Below are 16,823 nucleotides of genomic sequence, written 5' to 3' on the forward strand. Positions count from 1 at the left end.
ATTATTCTTCCGCCTCCCGACGGTAAATCGCTAAGGCGCCATAAGACTCAACCACCGCACCCTGCATAAGTAGGGAGTAGTACCTTCCCTGACTTCCCCCTGTCCAATCTTCAAAGAAAAAACCCAGATCTGTACGTGCCTTCGTATAACCGTTGTTTATAAAATTATAATACGTATCGATATAGGTTTTGGCGCGTTCATCATGTTTTGCCAAATCAATATATGCACGCAACAGCTTGGTGTTGAACCAGGGATCAGTATCGGTATATGATAAAACGCCGTTACGGATCTTGACAAAATAATCATACGCCCCCTGCGCCGTCGCTTTGGCTTCTTCGAGGTATTGACTATTCCCTGTGATCTCCGCCAACCGGATACCATTTTGCACCATTACCGCAGCATTGTACGTCCATAGGCGCGTATTGATCGTACCGTTCGCCTGTTTATCGTTCCAATAGCATTTCGTATCCGGATCATAAAGGTTATTCCTTAGCCAACTATACAGCTCTGTCGCCAACGCCAGCACATCCGGCCGCTCCGCAACGGGACAGACCTCGTAATACATGAGCAGAAAAAGCGCCGCATATCCGTTGGAGCATGTCGGCTTATTGGCATCGGCAGACGAGGGATCGTACCGGTAATCTTCATTCCACCACAACGCCCCTCCCAGCCGGTCGTCGATCCCGTTTTTCAGAAAAGGCAATATCCGGGCCGCCCTTTCAATGTACGTTTGGTCCTGTGTAATATGATATGCTTCCAGTAAGTTGATCCCGATAATGGAATTGTCGTCGTAAAAGCGTGTCCCCCCACCCGTAGTGCCGTTAGTAGACGACCCATAGCCACCAATATTGTTTCCGTGAGCACCCTGCGTATAATACTTTTCAAATCCATTTACGACCTCGTGATACCGCACGTCATAGCCTAACTGGTGCAGCTGAGAGGCACCGCTGACCACCGCGTCATAGGGCCACGCATACGAATAAGTGCCATCCCCGGGCTGTGCGGGGTAATTTTCTTTAAACAGGCTGCCTGCTTTATAGTACTGGTTGATCAGGTCGAATATTTCTTTCGCCCTGGCAGCGGCATCCACGGTCTCTGTCGGTATCGGCCCTTTCCCGTCGGGCTTCACGTATGGCTCCGAACCATCATCACATCCTGCGATAATAAATCCGATCCATAAAATATATAATATCTTCTTCATTTTTTATAAATCTATAAATTGCTAATATTCGAAAATTCATGTATCATCAGATTGTCCTTGTTGGTATGAATCGTAATGGTCGCTCTTTTGGAATCGAGATCCCCTTTCATCTTCCAAAGATGATCCCATTGGCTCCAATTGAACTCGCCAATTTCGTAAAATGATAAAGGCTCATTCCCTGTGGGGCGCTCACTGCTGACTCCATCCATCCGTCCCCAGCATTTGTCCACACCATTTACGTTGGCAATAAAATAATACCGCTCCTCAATCCAGCTGAGCCAGCTGGGCGGATTGGTTTCCGGCTTGCTCGGGTCGATAAAACGGATCGGCCGGCTAGCGGCAACAAATCTGCCCCCGCCTACATAGTCCAGCTGACCGATGACATCGTATGTTGCCCCCCAGATGCACCTGACGTTTGATATAACTTCGGTTTTGATGGTTAGCGTATTAAAATCGACCGTAATACGATATGGATTCGTATTTGCTGCTATCTGAATTGTTCCTGTACCCTCTCTAAGCTTGCCGCCGTCGAGATAATAGCCAAATTCTTCCTCCCCAACTTTTCCTTCTAACTCCAACTCGCCATTGCCAGAGACTTTGGAATAAAGGACATAAATGCCATCCGCCGCTTTGCGGAATAAAGAACCTTCGGCCCCGTTACTTTCATTTCCCTCGCCATACAAATAGAGGTTATCAGGCATGTTATCTATACCATCACCACGTGTTACTTCGATGTCGTTTCTTCCATCCGTCGCCTTCACCTCGCCACCCTTGGAAGTCAGTACCGACCAGGAGATCTCTCCCGTTTCGCCCGGCGCGATGCCTGCCTTGCGCGCGATCGCATTAAGCGTGGCATGGGTAAGCGTCAGTTTTGGCTGGGCACCGAAATCGCTTTTAATCCGTTCTACTGGGGAGGATAGATCCGCCCCTTTCTTAGCGAAAACAACTTCGTATAAAACATACGACCCATCGTCAGCGCCTCCTCCATTCCACGAGAGGACAATATGCTCGCCCGACGTTACGTCGAGCACCACCTTCGCTGGCGAGACGAGCTCAGTAGGCACTGTAAAGTCGGTGGAAAGCGTATATTCTTTCCCGCAGCTCCCCAATAGGAGGAGAAGGGGACCTATAATTAAAAAAAGGTTTTTCATGATATTCATTGTCTAAGGTTACCACTGTGGATTTTGAGTAAGACTGTTATTCAGGTCCCGCTCGCTCTGCGGAATAGGCCACAAATAGTGCTTCCCTGCATCGAACCGCCGGTTTTCGACCCGGACATATCCATTGTCAGTCCCGACGGCCTCTCCGGTATATAAACCATGGTTCCAGCCGTTCAGCACATGTTCGGCAATCCGCCAGCGGATAATATCTTTATGACGCAATCCTTCGAGCGCCAACTCACTACGGCGCTCCCGCCGAACAATCTCTTTGAGGTTGCCCCCCGCTGGGTACTCTAGAGCCCTCGGTTCCGAAAATCCGGCACGGACGCGAAGTGGTCGTATCGTTCGATTCCATTCTGCTGCTGTAAGCTGGTCTTGTTCGGCCAGTGCCTCGGCGTGCATCAATAGAATATCGGCATAACGCATTAAGATAATATTGAGCCCCGACATGAGATTAGACCGGTAGGTGTTATCCCAGTACTTTTTGATATAGTAGCCGGTAGCCGATGCATCGGAGGAGAAATCGAATCCATCGAGCGCTGCCCCTTTCCTGCTATCGACAACATGCTCGGAGCCGTCAGCCAGCTTATACGAATTGCCGGTATACGCAATGGTTGCCGCCAATCTTGGATCCCGATTAGAAAAAGGATTCGCGGGATCGTAGCTCGATGACGGTGCTTCTGCTATTGGATATCCATCCAATGTGATGTAGCTATCAACTAGCTCCTGCAGCGGAGAAAGCTGCGAATAACCACCCAACGACGGTGGAAGAAAATGATATTGTACCGAGTGTTCGCGATCTACAGGCTTGTACTGTACGTCCAGCAGTACCTCGGCATTATTTTCATGCGCAATGGTAAACAGGTCTTCGTAGTCGCCATGCAAGGAAAACCCTCCTTCGTTTATAATCCTGTTTGTGATAGGAATCACTTCATTGTATCGGCCAGCTCCTTCAAACAATAGCATTCGCGCTTTCAGCCCCATGGCCGCCCAGCGCGTTATACGTCCGGTATTTTCCGCATCGTACGACGCCGGGAGATAGTTGTTATCAATAACCTCAGACAGTTGCTCGAGCAGGCTAGTGACGATTTCAGACTTGGCTGTACGGCCAACCGTTCTCGATTCGTCAATAGAAATAACCGTCGTAAAAAAAGGAACGTCGCCAAACTTCGAATAAAGCTCAAAGTAGTGGTATGCCCGAATAAAAATAGCCTCTCCGCGATAACGGTTGCGCAGCTCGTCGCTTAATCCAGGGACGCGATCTATATTATCAAGAAGTTGGTTACACTGATGTATACCACTGTACCGATAGCCCCAGACAGACCGCACGTAATTATCTGCTGTAGAATACGAACCGTTGCCGATCGCTTGGTTGTGGCTACTATTGACTTTCGTGTAAGCATTGTCGGTCATCGCATCGGCGTAGAGCACTTCCTCAGCATTGTTCATCCCCTGATAACACTTATTGATCATATATGCTGCCGACTCAGGTTTGTTCCAATACTCTGTATCCGTTTCTCTATCGTGCGGAGTGAGGTCAAGCTTGTGGCACGCCCCCAGAAGCAGACATGTGATAGCGATTGCCACGCGATATCGTTGTATGTATTTTTTCATAATTTAACGTTTAAAAGTTAAGATTCAACCCTACGGAAAAGGTCCGGTTTACCGGATAGATACGTCCACCGCCGTCGGCCGTCTCAGGATCCCATCCACCCTTCATATTGGCGAACGTCAAGGCGTTCTGTATACTGGTATAAATGCGAAGGCGACTTACTGAAATACGATTAGTCCAGTGCTGCGGAAATGTGTAGCCTAACTGCACATTCTTAAGGCGCAAGTAAGCGGCATCCTCTATCCAGAAATTTGATTTTGCGGCATTGTTTGCAGATTCTGCTCCAACGGTAAGGCGAGGATATGTAGCATCTGGATTCGCTGGCGTCCAACGATCGATATGAAAGTCAAACACTGGACCTTCGTTGTTGTTGTGAAAAGCTTCGACAGACTCTCCCCGTAACCAAACCTGCCGTTGCCCCACCCCTTGCCAGAACATCGAGAAATCAAGACCTTTCCAACCCGCTGCATAATTGAAGCCGTATAAGAACCGGGGAAATCTATTCCCCAACACAAACCGGTCGTCATCTTCCCTGACGATGCCGTCGCCATTCTTATCCAAATAGCGGAGATCGCCCGGCTTCGGCGTGATCCCGTCTAAACGGGGGCCTTGAGCCACCTCCTCCGCGGTTTGAAAGTATCCGTCCCAACGGTAAGCATAGTACGAATCTATAGGATACCCTTCACGAACGATCGTGTTCACGTCAGACCCGTTGATCCACTCTGTTCCTTTCGTATCAATTACTTTATTTTTGCTATCCGATAAATTTCCCGATACCGTGTGGTTCACCGCGCCCGTATTAAATTGGTAACGCGCGGCAATCTCCCAGCCTTTATTGCGCACCCGACCCGCGTTCTGTATCGGCGTCCCGCCACCAAATAACCCCGGCACAGGAATAGCGATTAGGATGTCGTAGGTATCGTTTACATAGTATTCGCCGGAAAACGTCAACGCGTTGTTTAAGAACCCCAGATCAGCTCCGATATTGAACATTTGCGTTGTCTCCCACCTTAAATCCGGATTCACCGCGTCAAACGAGGCAACCGGATACATGGTATTACCAAAATTATAGCCTTGGGCAATATTCACATTAGCTTGATACTGGTAGTCCGCGATGCGGTTGTTTCCGACCAACCCCCAAGAAGACCTGATTTTAGCAGAAGGCATAATGTTCTTCAAACCTTCGGGAAAAAAGCCCTCTTCCGATATAACCCATCCGGCAGACATCGAAGGAAACCACGCCGATCGATTGCCTCTCCTGAACTTGGAAGATATATCATCCCGTAGGTTAAACTCAAAGAGATACTTATTCGCGAAATTGTAGTTCATACGCAGAAAGGCCGAATAAATAGACCATTCATGCTGCCACTCCTGATTACCGGTATTCACCGTCTGCAGACCGCCCATGATATCGTAATTCGATTCTTCCATGATCCGGAACGTTTCGAACCGGTTGTCTGTCGACCCTTCATACGAATAGCCGGCCAGGGCGTTCACCGTATGGTCCCCCCAGGTCTTATCATAGGATAGGATAAGATTAGTCGTTATATTTTGTATACGTTGCGACCCGTTCGTCATCCGATTCTCCTGATCTCCCGAGCCCGGTATCGCTTTGCGGTTTTCTTTCATCCGGTTGTAATACAGTTGCGCACCGACCATTCCCCGCAACTTCAGTCCATCCCACAACTTATATTCCGCATTCAGTATTCCCGATAAATCGTCGTTCGCACTTCTCCGCAGCCCCCCTTGCTCGAGTCGGGCCAACGAATTGGAGTTGCTGCCGCTTGGATAGTTGTATCCACCCTCGGCGTTGCGGATTGGATATATAGACGGCATACGGGTCGCCTGCTCGATGAGCCACTCTGTCCAATAGGCATGGTCTTTCAGCGTATTTCGCGCGTACGCTGCCCGCACGCCTACCTTGAAGCGGTCGGATACATCCGTTTCAACGTTCGTACGAAAATTAAATCGCTCCAGTCCGTATCCTAGCCCTCTGAACATACTTTCCTGATCCAGATACGCCGCCGAAATCAGGTAAGTCGTTTTCTCACTGCCGCCCGAAAGGGATAGGTTGTGCGACTGCTGTGGCGCTGCTTCCCGGTATATTTCCTTCATCCAATTTGTATTGGGGCCATTTGCCCGGAACCCCGCTATTTGTTCGGCCAAGAACTGCGTTGGGCGTCCCGAGTTGATCAACGCTTCGTTCCGTAGTTCCGCATACACCCATGAATCGACAATCTGCGGCATAAACGTAGGCGTCTGCTCGGCAAAAATATAGTCGTACGACACACGCGAGACGCCTTTGCTCCCCTTCTTGGTGGTAATAAGAATCACTCCGTTCGAGGCACGCGAACCGTAGATTGCTGCCGACGCAGCGTCTTTTAATACGGAAATACTTTCTATATCCGCCATATTCACATTTTGGATATCGCCCAATATACCATCAATGATCACCATCGGATCGTTGTTGTTCAACGTGTTTATACCCCGTATATTGATGGCAGGTCGGCTCCCAGGCTGCGAATTGCTCTGTTGGATTGTTAGTCCCGGCGTAGTGCCCTGAAGCGCCTCTACCACATTGACGACAGGTCTGCTTTCCAGCTCTTTCATATTGACCGAAGAAATTGCGCCCGTTACATTAGCTTTCCGTTGGGTACCGTAGCCGACGACGACAACTTCGTCAAGCTCCTCGAGCGTTTCAACAAGCGTTATACGCAGGTCAGACCTTCCGCCTACCGGAACCTCTTGTGCAACATAGCCCACATAGGATACCTGCAACGTCGCATCGGGCGTGGAGACATCTAACGTGAAGCGGCCTTCGGCGTCGGTTCGTGTCGCATTTGTCCCTCCAAGCTCTCTTATGGACGCACCGGAAACAGCCGCGCCGGAAGTATTGACCACGACACCCCCGACGGAATGTCGGCTTTCTTGCGCATGCGCTGAAAGCATTTGGATACCCAGCAAAATGAGGCATAGGTACCACCGAATGATTTTGAGTTTTTTGGTTAATTTTTGTTTCATCGTATCATAATTTAACGTTAGGATTTATAATTTATCTGTCAACTAATAGGTGCACGCACCTAAGGAAATGGCGTTATCGAAGATTTCCCCTACCCCAATGTTTATTTGGCTCCGGCCCCATCTCCAGCACTAAACTGCCCCCTTTTAGAAGCTCGCTGGCCGGAAATTTAAAGTCGTACAGCGGTTTCCCGTTAAGCGTTGCCTTTTGCACATATAGATTGGCCCTGCTTGTATTTTTAGCCTCAATGGTAAAGCTCTCCCCCCGGTTGTAGCGGCCGCCAAGGCTTATGGTAACTTTCTCAAAAATCGGGCTGCCTATTTCGTACACCGGATCTACCCGGGTGCCTCCGTCTACCTGAAACAGCCCCAAGGCATTCATCAGATACCACGCACTCATCTGCCCTTGATCTTCGTCGCCTAGGTAAGCATTCGACACGCCCGATCCGTAATAGCGTTCGCCAATGGAGCGGCTCCATTTTTGTGTCGCCCAAGGCTTTCCGAGCCAGTTAAAAAGATATGCAAAATGCATGGACTGCTGATTGCCCTGCACGACGGGATAATCCCAATACTGGTCGTTGGGCCCGTTGTAGCGCCATTTGTTGCTTTCCTCAAAACCCCATTCAAGGCGATCCAGCATTTTATCGCGGCCGATCAGTTCTGCAAGGCCGACGACATCCTGAGGCACAAAGAAAGTCAGCTGCCAGGCATTGCCCTCGACGTAGTGTTTATTCGCGCCCAACTTGAACGGATCAAAATCTGCAAGCCAATTGCCCTTTGAGTCCCGCATACGGGCATAACCGGTCTCTGGGTCGATAGCATTCTTCCACCACTGCCCCCTTTTATTGAAGACCGCATAATCCTCCGTTTTTCCCAATGCTTTTGCAAACTGTCCGACTGTCCAGTCGTCGAAACTATATTCGAGTGAATTGGAAAATCTCCCCTCGTCGTACGGCACATATTGATGTTTCAGATAGGTTGCTAGGTCGCGGTTCCCGGCGAAGCCTCCCGCTACAACGGCGGGCATCGTCGTCTGCATTTTTTTGACCGCTTCAAAGGCTTTGTCCACGTCGTAGTCACGTATTCCCATTTGATAGGCTCCTACGATAAGCGGAATTTCATGTTCTGCGACCATCACCGGAATGTACTCCATGCCGGCAGGGCCTTTTGCGAGCCAGCCGTTCGCATCATACATCGCTAGCTGCGAACGTACCCACCGGTTGCTCCACTCCGGCGTAACGAGGTTCCAGAACTGGTTCAGGTTCCAGAACGTATTCCAAAACGCATCACATCCCAACGCCACGTCTTCTGGGTGAGCGAATCTCCGTATCTTTTCGTCTGCGGACCGCCAACTTCCATCTACATCGCTGAAAATGTTGCGACTAGCCAGTGCCCGGTACATGTTGGTATAAAACTTTTCTTTCTTGAGATAGTCGTTACTGCTGATTTCTATCCGGCCAAGCAACGCATTCCACGTAGACTTGTTTTGAGCAACGACTGCGTCGAACGACCAGCCAAAGGGGTTGGATATTTCTTCCTTTAAATTTAACGCCGCATTTTCGACACTTACATACGATATGCCGGTACGGAGCTGAACCGTTCTATTTTTGCTAAGGTCGAACTCGACAAACAAGCCCGCGTTTTTGGCACTGTCTGCCTCTAGGTTTTGTTTGATCCGTACTTGATTATTCAACCAAGATCCGTAGTTAATGATTGGCTGATCAAATTCCATTACGAAATGGATAATGTAGTCTTGATTCACTCCGCCAGACCATACATTTTTTGACAGCTGTTCGCTCATTCCCTCAATTCGGGTGTCCGTGACTTTGGTAATCTTCACCCGCTGCAGATCGTAGTTATATTCGGCCGGAATCTTCAGATCGATCATAACCCGGCCCGTGTCACCCTGATTGTACGTATATCGCTGAAAGCTACTGCGGGTTAATGCCGTTAACTCGGCGCGGATATCGTAATCCGTGAGATCGGCTTTATAATATCCCAATGGAGCCTCTTCGGTTGTTTTATCAATTTTGGAGCGATAGCCGCCATTCCGCCCGCTTTCGTCGCCTATAAAAGTGACGAGGGGCCCGGTGACAGGGAACGTTCCTAGGCCGGCCATTGTCCACTCGTGGATATGGCTGAACGTGCCGATGGATTCAAACGTTGGGTCGTACCCCGCCTGCCAGCCGCTGTTCTGATTGTCTGGACTGAGTTTTACCATGCTGAAGGGCATCCAGGGACCGGGCGCTAACATCCAGCGGGAGTGCGCTGCACCGATCATCGTATTGACATAGTCGGCGGGACTTCCCTCCTTTTGAGGTTGCCGGACGACTGTTCCGCTGGTATATTCTTTGCCATTAATCCGTATCTTATACACGCTGCGCTTCTTCGTCGCTACCGCTGGCATAGGTGCTTCCAGGATCGCGCTTCCGCCCTCAAGCTGCTTACTTAGGATCTCGGTACCGTCCAGCGTGACACTGATAGTCGGCTTCTTCCAGGAATCAACGATGTCGATCAGAAGCGGCTGTTTGTTGCCGGCAGTCTGAAAGTTGGCTGGCTTAACACTTCTGATTAGTGCTTCGGAAGCCGGTTTTAGCGTTGTTTCCTTAGGTCCTGACAGCTTAATTTGGTCAAAAGCAACCCACCCGCCATCAAGCGACGTGATAACGATTTCATTGTACCCTTCTCTGATCAGATCATTGGGCAAGGCCAGATTAATAATCTGCTCCGCATCGTTGGAGAAAGGGCCGACCGGATCTGCCTCTCCAGTCCCTTTGTCGAAAGTAAAGGTATACGGACTGTCGTTAATCAGCAATTTGAGCGTCGAACCATGTTGGGGATCTACCCCCAAAAGATCCACCGAAAGGCTCCAGAACACGTCTGTTATTTTGGCATCTGCTCTCCTAACAGCCTTTCCGGCTGCTCCTCGAGGATTAGCGTGTTTTTTAGCAACGGCATCCCGATAAGCCGGTACGCCATGAAGTTCGAACCCTAATGTTATGAAGTGCGAACGTATGCCTGCCGTGCTGCCGGTACCTCCCCATGCATTTTTTGGCCCCGGCAGGACAAAAGGAAAAGTTGTCCGGGGATCTGTTGATCCCACAAGAAAGTAGCGATCTTCATATCCAAAATCGTGCTCAAGAAATTTCTTAAAAGATGCAGGGTATAAGGCCATATCTGATGCTTGATTGTCGTTATGTCCAACTTGCCAAACAGTGGCCTGCTGAGCGTTTGTATCAGCTACCGAAAGTGCCCCCGCACACACTACAGTTAACAGGTACCGAAGAATCGTAAATAACTTCTCTTTCATTATCATAACTTAGTATTTTTTGTGATCGACAACCTAATCAGCCAATTGCTGCAAAGCGTAAGCGTAGGCACCTCGTGAAATTGCCGCGCTCGTTCCTAGCGATGTTGTCATGATAAACGTTTTTTTATAGGGGTTATAGCTTATTCGCTTGTCGGTATTCGGGATCTGTATTTTCCGCTGTGTTTCCATCATAGCCCGATTGAAACTATCTGCATTGTCGGCATCAATGACGTCCATCTGCAGCCGTGAAAAGCGTTCACCGGAAAAAGTAGACAGCGTAGAACGCAGTTCATGTATCACGGCAGACATAATGTATTTTGCTGCTCCGATTATCCCCCCTCCGACGACGACAATTCCATCGGCAAACGTCAATAGGTGGGCAATGACGTCTCCGGCTACCTCGCCAAACTGCGCCAAACTGCGCATGGCGGCATGGCGGTCGCCCGGCATATCGCCCTCTGCGATACGAAATATGTCGCTGGGTGCCAATGTCTCATCCTGAACGTCGGCATACTCGTTATACACTCTGGTAATGGCACGTATACTTACACTTTCTTCGGCTATTTTATCTGGGTAAAGCTTATTGCGAAACACCCAGACATCGCCTCCACAATCGTTATCGCCGGTCAGCAAACGGTTGTTTAGGACGACGCCAGAACCGAATCCCGTACCGAAAGTGATGCCAATGAGATTTCGGTACTCTTTGTCACATCCCTTCTGTCGCAACCGCTCATTCAAGGCTGGAAGAGCTCCCGTCAGCGCTTCCCCATAGGCAAAGAGGTTACCGTCGTTATTGATAAAAACGGGAATTTGGAAATGCTCCTGCAAAAAAGGACCCAGCGGAATCCCCCCGCGGAATGACGGAAAGTTCGGCAGGTCGTGGATGATCCCGTTCTTGTAATCTGCGGGTCCAGGGAACGCAAAGCTGATAGCAACGGGCGCCTTCGGCAACCTGCGCCAAACATACGTAAATCCGGCGATCAGCGTATCAAGACACTTTTGTAAATCGTCTGCATAAGCCGGCAAGCAATACGGCTCAACTATTTCAACATTGCCCTGAATGGCAGAGAACACCATGTTTGTGCCGCCGGCATCCAATGTCAGTACAATACGGCTATCGTGACTATACATAGCGTTAAGACTTAAATTTATAAGAGACCAGACCGATGATAACCATACTGAGAAGAATGACCAACAGACCTATCGTGAAACCTGCCAGGTCGGCAACCAAGCCCTGCAACGGCAGGATAAGCGCCCCGCCCGACACGCCCATGATCATTAGCGCTGAAATTTCGTTCGCATGTTTCAAGTCATGTTGCATCGCTAAGGAGAAAACGATCGAAAATACATTTGCGCAGGCTAGACCTACCACGGCGATAGACAGAAGCACGCCCCAAAAAGACAGGCTGAATAGTATGCCTAAAAACGCTAGAACGGCCAGCACCATTGTCACACGCAAAAATTTAACGCTCGACAGCCTGACCAGCAGGATCGCACCAGCAAATGTTCCAACGGTACGGGTAGCGAAGTAAAGGCTCGTTCCCAAGGCAGCGTCCTCCAGCGGCATAGCAAACCTATCTGTTAACAAACGCGGAATACTCGTGTTTAGCCCAACGTCGACTCCTACGATCAGTAAGATGACAACAATGCAACGGATAAGGTACCTATCGCGCAACAACGTGAATATCTTTTGAAAAGAGGAAGAACTTGTGCGGGCTCCTACCGTCGGATCGTTCGGCTGCAGGCTGTAGAGCACGACGATAGACAGGACAGTCGCCACGCCGTAAAACGCGAAAGTTAGACGCCAGTCGCCCAGCTGCACCGCGCTCACACCCACCAATATAGGTCCCAAAAAAGAAGAAATAGCTTTGATAAACTGTCCGAGCGTGAGCGTGCTGGTCAGCCGCTCCTTTCGCACCGAGAACGCGGCCAAAGGGTTCAACGAAACCTGTAAAATGGTGTTTCCTATTCCGAGTAACGCAAAGGCGAATAAAATCGCCGCGTAACTATAGCTTATGAAAGGGACTGCCATAGCGGTCGCCGTGATGATCAGTGACACCGATACAGTATGCTTACGCCCAATTTTCTCCATTAACAGACCTGTCGGGACGGCGCAGACGGCGAACCAGACAAATACCATCATCGGTATCAAACTGGCCGTAGTATCCGACAGTGCAAAATCTTTCTTGACATAATTGGTCGCAATCCCAACGATGTCGACAAAGCCCATGATAAAGAAATTGAGGAATATTGGTATCAGTACAAGAGATGGTTTATTTTGTTGGTTATCTGACATAGCGTATGGTTTTTACTCCCCAATTAAACTCTGACCGACGCCTTTATGGTCATGCAGGTTTTACCCGCTGAGGCGCCATGTGGGCGGATACGATAGGCTCCCACAGCCGACGGGACAATAAACGTCTCCGCGTAATGGATAATCATCGGCTCAAATGCACCGGTAGGACTTTCCACAATAATTTCCTCGCCATCGACAAGGTTTAACACGTTAACACTATCTCCGGTGTAATGTGTAACCGGGACGGAGAAGGTGTGTCGACGGGTCTCTATAAACTCACTTTTGTGCAGGCCGGTTCTTTCTTCTACCCATCCTTCGCCGCTGTTAATAACTTCTACGTGGTTTACCAACTGCGCATAGGTATACTCAGTGTCGCAGCTCCAGTTTAATACATGCTTGCCCCTTTTCACGTTAATCGGACGGGGTTTCCCATCGAGTCCCAGGCGCTGCCAATCCCAAAGTTTAAACGTGAAAAGATTCGGGGTCGAACTTATTTCGAGCACCACTGCGTTTGTGCCAGAACAGTGGATCGTACCTGCCGGAATAAGGAAGTGATCGTGTTTCTTCGTCGGAATTTTATTGACATATTTGTCTGCATCGAATACAAGCTCCCCCCGTTCTGCCTTTTCCAGCTCGTCTATCACGACATCCCTGTCCACGCCAGTTTTAAACCCGAGGTAGACATGCGCATCGTCTTTAGCAGCCATGATATAATAGCTCTCGTCCTGTGTATAATGTAATCCGAAATGATCGCGGGCGTACTGAGTGGTAGGGTGTACCTGAAGGCTGAGGTTACCCCCGCCGATCGTATCCAGAAAGTCAAAACGGATCGGAAAATCTTTTCCAAAACGGGCTTCCACAGGCCGGCCGAGAACCTCACTACTTTTTGTATAAACAAGATTTACGGCCGGCATTTCAAATACGATGTTGTTGACGTTAAGGAGCAGGCTATTCTCTTCCGGTACGCAGTCAAAACCCCAGCCATAATTTACCTTCGACGGGTCAAGCGCAAATTCTTCCTTCATCCATTGGCCTCCCCACGGCGCGGGATCGAAGAACGGCACAACGCGAAAGGGCGATGTAGCAGCCTTGTCCATACCTGCGTTAAAAGTCTGCCTGTCTATCATCTTGGGCGCGCCGTGCACCACGGTATCCAGCCAAAAGTCGACTTTATCAAAAATCAGGCACTTATGCTTATCCAACACGCGCCAGTCATTGAATAATCCGCGTTTATATTGCTGCGAAAAAGGCTCTCTGCTATTATCAATACCCAAGCCGCTGGCAACCCCTTGGCGCATACGCTGCTGTATTTCCCAGCGCGGCATATCCGCGTATATTAGCATGTCGGCTTCGGCTACCAACTGCGCACCAGGCCCGAGTACCAAAACACGGCCTCCAGGCATCGTAGCCGCCTCGCGTGCCGCGTTTAGCTTCTCTTGATCGAAATATTCGTCCAATGTGATGTTGGAGTTATAACCGAACAACGTATCTTCCGTCATAAATCTGGCGGTTAACGCGCCTACTTCCTCCTCCGGAATAAAGAGATCTTTGGTGTGAATAAAAACATCCGGCTTAAGTTGAATCAGCCATTTTTCCAGCTCTTCTTGGTTGACCCCCGTGTAGCAGTCGACTACGATGGTACTGTTTTTCCGCGTATGGCTAGCCAGGACAGAAATGATGGCGCTCCACCCTTCTACGGCGAAACCATTTAAATTGATTGCAGGCTTCTTTTTGTAAGTACTTAACATGTTTATAATTGAATGATTGTTCATATATACATTTAGTATGTATATACATATTAACTTTACAAATATGGATACTTTTATTTTACCAGGCAACACGATCTGGTATTTTTTTTTATTTTTGTAGAAACGCCATGAATTTAAAAATTGACCACAGTAGCACAAAACCTCTTCATAAACAAGCCGAAGAGCTTATTCGGAATCTCATAGACACGCCGGAATACAGGGAGGGGCAATACCTTCCAAAAGAAGTCTACTTGTCTGAACAATTGAAGATTTCAAGAAACACATTGCGACAAGCCATCAGTACATTGGTGGCGGAAGGCTTGCTTGTCCGCAAGAAAGGTGTGGGAACGCGGGTTCAGAAAAAGAAGATATTTAGCGGGGTCAGCAATTGGTTGAGTTTTTCGGAGGAGATGCGTGTGCTGGGGATCGAAATACATAATTTTGAGTTGCAGATCATTAGGCACCAGGTATCGCCCGAGGCGGCCACTTTCTTCGGTATAGACGCGACAACAAAAGTAATGAGGCTGGAACGGTTACGGGGGAAGAAAGAAGCCCCGTTTGTGTACTTCATATCGGAGTTTAGTCCACAGATACCCATCTCGGCTTCGGAAAACTTCAATCGTCCGCTATATGAGATACTCGAAACAGATTACGGCGTCATCGCCTTAACGTCAAAAGAAGAAATAAGCGCTGCGGGGGCCGACACGTTTATTGCTTCAAAATTGGAAATCAAACAAGGAGAACCGATTCTCATCCGGAAACGCTACGTATACGACATTAATAATAATCCCATTGAATTCAATATCGGATGTTACCGCGCAGACTCGTTCACGTATACCATAGAGAGTAAAAGAAACATATAATTTATAAAAATTCTGTTCCATTCGTATTATTCACAGAAAGAGTCGTATTTTTGTCGACGTAAAAATGTGGACTGATTTGCGTGAGGCATAACACCTATGCCCGAGGAGATTGCAACCACGGTAAAAAAGTGCTAAAACCAGAAAAGATGTTTTTCCACTTCTACTTGTCGGTTGCCCTCCGACGTACAATCTAAAAATAACGCTCAAATGGCATATTTATTTACTTCAGAATCGGTGTCTGAGGGGCACCCAGATAAAGTTGCAGACCAAATTTCTGACGCTTTAATTGATAATTTCTTGGCTTGGGACGAAGACTCCCGTGTTGCAATTGAAACCTTAGTGACCACCGGGCAGGTGATTTTGGCCGGTGAAGTTAAATCCAAAATCTATTTAGATGTCCAAAAGATTACGCGTGCCGTTATCGAAAAAATCGGCTACACAAAATCCGAGTATATGTTCGAAGCGAACTCTTGCGGCGTTTTATCTGCCATACACGAGCAGTCAGCGGATATTAACCAAGGCGTAGACAGAAAAACAAAACAGGAACAGGGAGCGGGCGACCAAGGTATCATGTTTGGTTATGCGAACAACGAGACCGAAAATTATATGCCGCTGGCCCTCGATTTAGCGCATCGCCTTCTATATGAACTTGCTGCATTGCGGCGGGAAAACGACGAAATCACTTACCTTCGTCCAGATGCGAAATCGCAGGTTACACTCGAATATAGCGACGACCATAAGCCTCAGCGGATAGATACGATCGTCATCTCTACCCAACATGACGACTTTGATACGGAAGCGGCAATGCTCGCTAAGATAACAGAAGATATAAAGACGATCCTGATCCCGCGCGTTAAAGCGCAGCTGAAGCCGGAGCTTCAGGCCCTTTTCAACGATCAGATCAAGTTTCACGTGAACCCAACCGGAAAGTTCGTTATCGGTGGCCCACACGGCGATACGGGGCTCACGGGCCGAAAGATTATTGTCGATACCTATGGAGGAAAAGGAGCACACGGCGGAGGTGCTTTCTCGGGAAAAGATCCATCTAAAGTAGATCGATCAGCAGCTTATGCCACACGCCACATAGCAAAAAATTTAGTGGCAGCCGGCGTCGCTGACGAAATACTGGTGCAAATATCTTACGCAATTGGTGTAAAAGATCCGATGGGGATCTATGTGAATACCTACGGGACAAGTAAGGTCGGATTAACCGACGGGGAAATTGCAACGAAGATCGGCGAACTCTTCGACATGACGCCCTATGGTATAGAAACGCGGCTGGGCTTACGCAACCCTATTTACGCGGAGACCGCCGCCTACGGCCACATGGGAAGAACACCACGAAAAGTGCAGAAAACCTTTGAAAACTCGTCGGGCGAGCAGAAGACCGTCGAAGTGGAACTGTTTACGTGGGAAAAATTGGATTACGTCGACAAGGTCAAAGAAGCCTTCGGGATATAGATGGCATAGATGCTAGGGGTTAGCGGGACGAAGCGGTAGATTCGCGAAATCGTAAAGACCCTAACCCCTAGCTCCTTATCCGAGAATCGCGAAACGAGCCAAATTCATTGCTCCTGTTTCGTTAGGTCGTTAATTGCAAAGGTTCTAAGCGCTA

General features: G+C 48.8%; 10 protein-coding genes. 2 read left to right on the plus strand and 8 right to left on the minus strand.

Annotated elements, in window-relative coordinates:
- Position 1 precedes the first annotated feature (1 nt).
- The 8 genes from BC792_RS09725 to BC792_RS09760 form a co-directional block, all read right to left on the minus strand.
- Positions 2-1,201 (minus strand): glycoside hydrolase family 76 protein, encoded by a 1,200-nt coding sequence (locus BC792_RS09725; protein ID WP_148908809.1) that lies wholly within the window; start codon positions 1,199-1,201, stop codon positions 2-4.
- A gap of 11 nt (positions 1,202-1,212) precedes the next feature.
- Positions 1,213-2,352 (minus strand): SusE domain-containing protein, encoded by a 1,140-nt coding sequence (locus BC792_RS09730; RefSeq protein WP_148908810.1) that lies wholly within the window; start codon positions 2,350-2,352, stop codon positions 1,213-1,215.
- An 18-nt stretch (positions 2,353-2,370) separates the two neighbouring features.
- The gene (locus BC792_RS09735) at positions 2,371-3,975 is read right to left on the minus strand and encodes a RagB/SusD family nutrient uptake outer membrane protein (protein ID WP_148908811.1); all 1,605 of its coding nucleotides are present in this window, start codon (positions 3,973-3,975) and stop codon (positions 2,371-2,373) included.
- A gap of 10 nt (positions 3,976-3,985) precedes the next feature.
- Positions 3,986-6,994, minus strand: coding sequence for a SusC/RagA family TonB-linked outer membrane protein (locus BC792_RS09740; RefSeq protein ID WP_211357516.1), 3,009 nt, complete (start codon positions 6,992-6,994; stop codon positions 3,986-3,988).
- A 73-nt stretch (positions 6,995-7,067) separates the two neighbouring features.
- A complete protein-coding gene (locus BC792_RS09745) occupies positions 7,068-10,301 on the minus strand; it encodes a GH92 family glycosyl hydrolase (protein WP_148908812.1) in 3,234 nt (1,077 codons plus the stop codon).
- Between the two features lie 33 nt (positions 10,302-10,334).
- Complete coding sequence (locus tag BC792_RS09750; RefSeq protein ID WP_148908813.1) at positions 10,335-11,432, minus strand: ROK family protein; 1,098 nt, start codon at positions 11,430-11,432, stop codon at positions 10,335-10,337.
- Positions 11,433-11,436: 4 nt separating this feature from the next.
- A complete protein-coding gene (locus BC792_RS09755) occupies positions 11,437-12,597 on the minus strand; it encodes an MFS transporter (RefSeq protein ID WP_148908814.1) in 1,161 nt (386 codons plus the stop codon).
- A 23-nt stretch (positions 12,598-12,620) separates the two neighbouring features.
- The gene (locus BC792_RS09760) at positions 12,621-14,369 is read right to left on the minus strand and encodes a class I mannose-6-phosphate isomerase (RefSeq protein ID WP_246154965.1); all 1,749 of its coding nucleotides are present in this window, start codon (positions 14,367-14,369) and stop codon (positions 12,621-12,623) included.
- A gap of 104 nt (positions 14,370-14,473) precedes the next feature.
- On the opposite strand from BC792_RS09760, the gene BC792_RS09765 reads away from it, so the two are divergent.
- Positions 14,474-15,208, plus strand: coding sequence for a GntR family transcriptional regulator (locus BC792_RS09765; protein ID WP_148908815.1), 735 nt, complete (start codon positions 14,474-14,476; stop codon positions 15,206-15,208).
- Between the two features lie 207 nt (positions 15,209-15,415).
- Entirely contained in the window at positions 15,416-16,669 is a 1,254-nt protein-coding gene (gene metK / locus BC792_RS09770; RefSeq protein WP_148908816.1) for a methionine adenosyltransferase, read from the plus strand.
- Positions 16,670-16,823 lie beyond the last annotated feature (154 nt).

The sequence above is a fragment of the Sphingobacterium allocomposti genome, assembly GCF_008124885.1.
GTDB classification, from domain to species: domain Bacteria; phylum Bacteroidota; class Bacteroidia; order Sphingobacteriales; family Sphingobacteriaceae; genus Sphingobacterium; species Sphingobacterium allocomposti.

Bases quoted from the DNA above. Each gene is read 5' to 3' on its own strand.
- BC792_RS09725 (WP_148908809.1), bottom strand. From the start codon at position 1,201: ATGAAGAAGATATTATATATTTTATGGATCGGATTTATTATCGCAGGA.
- BC792_RS09730 (WP_148908810.1), bottom strand. From the start codon at position 2,352: ATGAAAAACCTTTTTTTAATTATAGGTCCCCTTCTCCTCCTATTGGGG.
- BC792_RS09735 (WP_148908811.1), bottom strand. From the start codon at position 3,975: ATGAAAAAATACATACAACGATATCGCGTGGCAATCGCTATCACATGT.
- BC792_RS09740 (WP_211357516.1), bottom strand. From the start codon at position 6,994: ATGAAACAAAAATTAACCAAAAAACTCAAAATCATTCGGTGGTACCTA.
- BC792_RS09745 (WP_148908812.1), bottom strand. From the start codon at position 10,301: ATGAAAGAGAAGTTATTTACGATTCTTCGGTACCTGTTAACTGTAGTG.
- BC792_RS09750 (WP_148908813.1), bottom strand. From the start codon at position 11,432: ATGTATAGTCACGATAGCCGTATTGTACTGACATTGGATGCCGGCGGC.
- BC792_RS09755 (WP_148908814.1), bottom strand. From the start codon at position 12,597: ATGTCAGATAACCAACAAAATAAACCATCTCTTGTACTGATACCAATA.
- BC792_RS09760 (WP_246154965.1), bottom strand. From the start codon at position 14,369: ATGAACAATCATTCAATTATAAACATGTTAAGTACTTACAAAAAGAAG.
- BC792_RS09765 (WP_148908815.1), top strand. From the start codon at position 14,474: ATGAATTTAAAAATTGACCACAGTAGCACAAAACCTCTTCATAAACAA.
- metK (WP_148908816.1), top strand. From the start codon at position 15,416: ATGGCATATTTATTTACTTCAGAATCGGTGTCTGAGGGGCACCCAGAT.